Source organism: Inquilinus sp., assembly GCF_057815775.1.
The window spans coordinates 1-6,106 of the sequence record NZ_JBYRFX010000602.1 but is presented as its reverse complement, the minus strand read 5'-3'; the positions used below and the strand labels follow the sequence as shown (position 1 = coordinate 6,106).

4 protein-coding genes are annotated in these 6,106 nt (G+C 69.7%); all 4 read left to right on the top strand.

The window, feature by feature from the left end:
- The coding region (locus AC3XYG_RS21155; RefSeq protein ID WP_489141848.1) for a flagellar hook-basal body complex protein at positions 1-570 on the top strand (570 nt) is incomplete at its 5' end.
- Positions 571-582: 12 nt separating this feature from the next.
- Complete coding sequence (flgK, locus tag AC3XYG_RS21150; RefSeq protein ID WP_489141847.1) at positions 583-2,001, top strand: flagellar hook-associated protein FlgK; 1,419 nt, start codon at positions 583-585, stop codon at positions 1,999-2,001.
- Between the two features lie 146 nt (positions 2,002-2,147).
- Positions 2,148-3,221, top strand: a complete 1,074-nt coding sequence (locus AC3XYG_RS21145) for a flagellin N-terminal helical domain-containing protein (protein WP_489141846.1) — start codon at positions 2,148-2,150, stop codon at positions 3,219-3,221.
- Between the two features lie 326 nt (positions 3,222-3,547).
- Positions 3,548-6,106 (top strand): AMP-binding protein (locus AC3XYG_RS21140; RefSeq protein WP_489141845.1); only part of this gene is annotated, 2,559 nt, incomplete at its 3' end.

Genomic DNA, 6,106 nt, shown 5'->3' with positions numbered 1-6,106 from the left:
GCCGGCCAGCCGGCGAGCTGGAGCAACGCCACGGCCACCGGCTTCGGCGGCTTCACCTTCGACCCCGCCACCGGCCAGGCGAGCTTGAGCGTGCCGAACGGCACCACGCCACAATCGGTCACGCTGTCGCTCGGCGCGCCGAACACAGCCGGCGGGGTGGTGCAGTTCGCCGGCGCCTACAACCCGAAGATCGTCAAGGACGGCGCCGCCGTCGGCAAGCTGTCGCGGGTCGATGCCGATGAGACCGGCAAGCTGGTCGGCATCTTCGACAACGGCGCCCGCCGCACCCTGTACCAGATCCCGCTGGCCGACGTGGCGAACCCGGACGGGCTGAACCCGGAGAACGGGAACGTCTACACGGTCAGCCGCGAATCCGGGGCGATGCGCCTGTGGGGCGCCGGCACCGGCCCGGTCGGCACTGTCGCCGGCGGCAGCCTTGAAAACTCCAATGTCGATCTGGCCGAGGAACTGACCCAGCTGATCGAGACCCAGCGGGCCTACGGCTCGAACGCCAAGATTGTGCAGACGGCGGACGAGATGCTCAACGAGACCACGCAGCTCAAGCGTTAAGAGACGCCGGCGATGAGCCTTTCCCTGGCCGTCAGCAGCGCGCTGGCCAATCTGCGCGGCAACCAGGCGCAAGCCTCGATCATCTCGCGCAACATCGAGAACGCGGCGGTCCCCGGCTATGTCCGCCAGGACCTGCAGCTCAGCACCCGGGTGGTTGCCGGGGTCAATCTCGGCCTCGATGTCAGCGTCCGGCGCAATGTCGACGAGCGGCTGATCCGCGACGTGCGCAGCGCCCAGTCCGAGACCGGCAGCCTGTCGGCACAGAAGGATCTGCTGACCCGCTTCACCGACAGCATCGGCCAGCCGCAGGATGAGCGCTCCATTGCCTCCCAGCTGACCAAGCTCAAGACGTCGTTCCAGAGCCTGGCCGACCGGCCGGGCGATCCGGCGTTCCAGCGCGGGGTGGTCGATGCCGCCACCAAGACGGCGGCCTCGCTGAAGACCATGTATGGCGCGGCGCAGCAGGCCCGCACCGATGCCGACCAGGACATCCAGACCAAGGTCGCCGGCATCAACCAGGGCCTGCAGCGCATCGCCGATCTGAACCGTTCGATCCGCGGCATGGACCCTAATGGCGCCGATGTCGGCGCGTTGCAGGATGAACGCGACCGGCTGGCCGACGGCCTGTCGCAGGATCTCGGCGTCTCGACCTATCTGCGCGACGGCGACATGGTTGTCATGACCAAGGGCGGCACCACTCTGGTCGACAGCTCCGCCAACCTGCTGACCGCTTCCCCCTTCGGCGAGGTCATGACCGCCGACGGCGTCGACCTGACGCCGGGTTCCGGCAACCCCAACGGGCTGCAGGGTGGCGCGCTGGCCGGGCTGCTGAAGATCCGCGACGAGACCATGCCGCAATTCCAGGCCCAGCTCGACCAGCTGGCGGGCGGGCTGGTCACGCTGTTCCAGGGCCGCGATGCGACCGTCGGCGCGCCGCCCAACGACAGCGGCCTGTTCACCGATGGCGGCAAAGCCTTCGACCCCGCGCGCTCGGCCGGCCTGGCCGGGCGGATCGCGGTCAACGACCTGGTGCGGCCGGAGGCGGGCGGCGCGTTGTGGCGCGTCTCCGGTGGCATGCACGCGGCGGAGGCGCCGGCCAGCGGCGATTCCCGGCAGGTGCAGGCCTTCCTCGACGGCTTCGGCGACCAGCGCAGCTTCGACAGCGGCGTCGGCCTTGCCGGCTCCGCCACCATCCAGGGCTATGCCACCGGCCTGGTCACGGCGCAGCAGGGCGTACGGACCAGCGTGAACTCGACGCTCGATGCCAAGACGGTGACGCTGGAAAGCCTGAAATCGGCCCGGCTCGGCCGCGACGGCGTCAACATCGACGACGAGCTGCAGAAGATGTCGCTGGTGCAGAAGAGCTACGCGGCCTCGGCCTCGGTGCTCTCCTCGGTGTCGCAGATGATGGACACGCTGCTGAAGATTTAGGCGACCGGATGTGTCTGTCTGGTTTTATTTAACTATCATGCCCGGGCTTGACCCGGGCATCCAGAGACTGTCGACATCTTCTGGATTGCCGGGTCAAGCCCGGCAATGACAGGAGGGGAAAGGGCCCGTCGGGGCAGGAGGACAGCATGACGATCTCGGTCTCCACCCTCGGCCTGTCGCTGCAGATGCGGGCGCTGGTGCGCAACACCCAGGGGCAGGTTGCCGTCCTGGCCAACGAGGTCGGCACCGGCTTCCACGACGACGTCGCCGCGACGCTGGGCGGCCGGATGGCCGAGGCGGTGTCGCTGCGCGGCAGCTACGACCAGATCGATTCCTATCAGAATTCGATTTCCTCGATGCAGGCCCGCACCAAGTCGATGGCGGATGCGCTGAAGGCTGTCGACGAGGCCGCAAACAAGGTGCTGGGCGAATTGGCCGCCGGGGCCGAAGGCAGCTCCGGCAGCGCCGCCAACCTGCCGCAGAGCGCGATGTCGGCCCTGACCCGGATCGTCGGCGCGCTCAATGTCTCGATCGACGGGCGGTCGCTGTTTGCCGGGGTCGATGTCGACCAGCCGGCGCTGCGGGACCCGACCAAGGCGGCCCCCGGCGAGGCGCAATCGCCGATCGACATCATGAAGGCGCTGATCGCCGCCAATCCGCCGACCAGCCCGACCGGGGTGCAGGCGCTGACCACGGCGATCGGCAAGGCCTTCGCCTCCGATCCCTCGGTCCCCCCTGGGCAGCGCTTCGAAGGCAGCTTCTATCGCGGCACGCCGGCGACCGACGCCGCCGGCCGGCCGAACCCGCGGGTGTCCGGCCGCAGCGACGACGGCACCCAGGTCGATTACGGCATGCAGGCCAATGACCCGTCGATCCGCGGCATCCTGCAGGGCCTGACCATGATCGCCGCCGCCGACCTGACGGCGATGCCGGCGGACGCGCAGGCGGCCTATGTCAAATCGGCGATGCAGACGCTGGGGGCGGGGCTGACCGGGCTGCGCCAGGACGTGGCCAAACTCGGCGGCCAGCAGGCCGATCTCGACGCGGCCAAGACCCGGAACACGGCCCGGCTGACCCTGCTGAACGAGCGCATCGTCGGGCTGGAGCAGGTCGACCCATACACCGCCAACGCCCGGCTCGAGGTGCTGAAGCAGCAGCTGGCGGCCAGCCTGGACCTGACCAAGCAGCTGCAGGGCATGACCCTCGCGCAATTGGGCTGAAACGCGCCGGTGCGGCCGTCTGACGGCGTTTTCTGCGCGTCCGGTGCTCACGGACCCAAACGTCCGCTGCGCGCCGGTTCTCGAAACCACCGCCGGCCGACTCACACCAGCGCATTTCCAAACGACCTCTAAGGCCCCTCCTGCCGGGCCCCGGCTGCAAGTGTGCGAATGAGATTGACTCGCGATTGCAATGCCGGGAATATCCGCCGCCGATAGCCGTCCGGAAGCTGGCTGTCCGCGGCTGCGTCCAGTCTGGGTGCGGCATTCCCTTGTCGTGTCGAAGCACGGTGATTCGCCTGGATCGCCGGACCTCGGAGGAAAGCCAGTTGGACCATCGTGGCGTTTGGGGGCAGCCGGGTGTCGTCGCGGCCTTGCGGCAGCTCGCCCAGGATCGGCCCGGCGATGAGGCGATCCGGTTCGCCGGTTCCACCGGCACCGAGAGCCTGAGCTTCCGAACCCTGTGGGACCAGGTCCGCAGCTGCGCGGCGCAACTGCGGGCGGTGGCGCTGCCGGGCGACCGCGTCGTGCTGGCACTGCCCACCGGGCCGGACTTCGTCATCGGTTTCATCGGCAGCCTGGCGGCCGGGCTGGTCGCTGTGCCGGCCTTCCCGCCCGAAGGCGGCAACGCGCACCACCATTCCCGCCTGTCCGGCATCATCGACGATTGCAGCCCGGCGGTCGTGCTGGCCGATGCCGACGGCATGGATGCGGTGACGGCGCTGGTCGGCGCCATCAGGCCGTGCCGGGTGATGGCCGTGGATCGGCACGGGGCGGCGGACGATGCCGGCTTGCATCCGGTCACATCAGACATGCTGGCCTTCCTGCAATACACCTCCGGTTCGACCTCGACCCCCAAGGGCGTCATGGTCACGCACGGCAATCTGGAGGCGAACCACCACGCCATCGCCCATGCGCTCGACATGTCGGACGCCGACCGCTGCGTCTGCTGGTTGCCGCTGTACCACGACATGGGGCTCATCGGCGGGCTGCTGCTGTTCCTGCGCTACGGCCTGCCGCTCTTGATGATGTCGCCGAAGGACTTCCTGGCCAGCCCGGTGTCGTGGCTGCAGGCGGTCTCGCGGTTCCGCGCCACCATCAGCACTGGCCCGAACTTCGCCTTCCAGCTCTGCCTCGACCGGATCAGCGAGATCCGGATGCAGGGGCTCGACCTCAGCAGCTGGCGCCATGCCTGCTGCGGGGCGGAGCCGATCCGTGCCGCGACCATGCGCGCCTTCACCGATCGGTTCGCGCGCGTCGGCCTGGGCGCGACCGCGCTGTACCCCTGCTACGGCCTGGCCGAGGCGACGCTGTTCGTCACCGGCGCGGTGCAGGGCGCCGGGGCGCGCGAAATGTCGTTCTCGCCGGCCAGCCTAGCGGCGGGACGCGCGGAGCCGGAGGAAGACGGCACCCGGCTGATCGATTGCGGCGTCGGCGCGCCCGGCCATCACGTCGCCGTCGTCGATCCCGCGACCGGGGTGCTGCTGGACGAAGGCCGCGTCGGCGAGGTCTGGGTCTCCGGTCCCAGCGTCGCCAAGGGCTACTGGCAGGGCGACGACCGGGTGCAGGCGGTATTCCGCGCCCGCATTGCCGGCGGGGACGACCGCACCTACCTCCGCACCGGCGATCTCGGCTTCGTCCACCAGGGCCGGCTGTTCCCGGCCGGGCGGGTTAAGGACCTCATCATCCTGCGCGGCCAGAACGTCTACCCGCAGGATGTCGAAGTCATCATCGAGCGCGGCGTCGACAGCATTCGCAGCGGCCGGGTCATCGCCTTCGCCCATCGTGACGGCGAGGTGGAGGGCATCGGCATCGCGGTCGAGATCTCCCGGCCGACCATCCGGGCCGGGCAGTTCGACGAGATCTTCCGCAGCATCAACGCGGTGCTGGCCGCGTCCTTCCAGGAGGCCGCGGGCCTGATCGCCCTGCTGCAGCCTGGCGACCTGCCGCGCACCTCCAGCGGCAAGCTGCGCCGCTCCAGCTGCGCCGCCATGCTGGCCAGCGGTGAGTTGCAGCCGGCCGCCGTGTTCCGCCGTGGACAGGATCGTGGTGCCGAAACCGGCCGGCCGGAGACCGAGGCCGAATGGAGCCTCACAGCGATCTGGATGTCGGTGCTCGGCCTGTCCGGCGTCGGCGTGGACGACAATTTCTTCGAGATGGGCGGCCAGTCGGTCGCCGCCATCCATCTGGTCGCGCGCATCGCCGAGGCGTTCGGCGTGACCATCGATGCCCGCTTCGCCTTCCTGCACGAGACCATCCGTGCGCAGGCGGCCGCCCTGGCGGCGCTGCCTCAGGTCACAGCGGAGGATCCGGCGGCCGAGGCGGATGAAATCGCGTTGCCGCCACTGTCGCCGGAGCAGGAAGGGCTGTTCGCGGCCTGGCAACTCGACCCGAACGACGCCGCCTACCGGCTGTCCGCCGTCCTCCGCATCGATGGCGAGATCCGGGCCGATCTGCTGCGCGACGCGGTCGAGGATCTGGTGCTCCGGCACGCGGTGCTGCGCACCCGCATCGGCGACAGCTCCGGCATCCTGCATCAGATCATCGACGCAGCGCCGCACTTCGACTGGCAGGCCGAGGATCTGGCCGCTTCCGGGCAGGATCTCGCCGCGGCCCTGGCGCTGGCCGAAAACCGGCCGTTCGATCTGGCGGCGGGGCCGGTGCTGCGGGCCAGCCTGTTCTCCTGTGGCCGCCAGACTCACGCCCTGTTGCTGGCGGTGCACCACATCGCGCTCGACGGCACTTCGGCCGCGGTGCTGCTGTCGGAGCTGCTGACGGTCTACGCCGCGCGGATCGCGGATCGCGAGCCCGGCCTGGCCTTGCCCGCCCTGCGCTATGCCGATTTCGCCCGGCAGCGGGTGCGGCAGGTGCGGTCCGACGCGCTGGCG

What these genes read in the sequence shown, in the direction of transcription:
- AC3XYG_RS21145 (WP_489141846.1), top strand. Translation starts at nt 2,148, where the DNA reads ATGACGATCTCGGTCTCCACCCTCGGCCTGTCGCTGCAGATGCGGGCG.
- flgK (WP_489141847.1), top strand. Translation starts at nt 583, where the DNA reads ATGAGCCTTTCCCTGGCCGTCAGCAGCGCGCTGGCCAATCTGCGCGGC.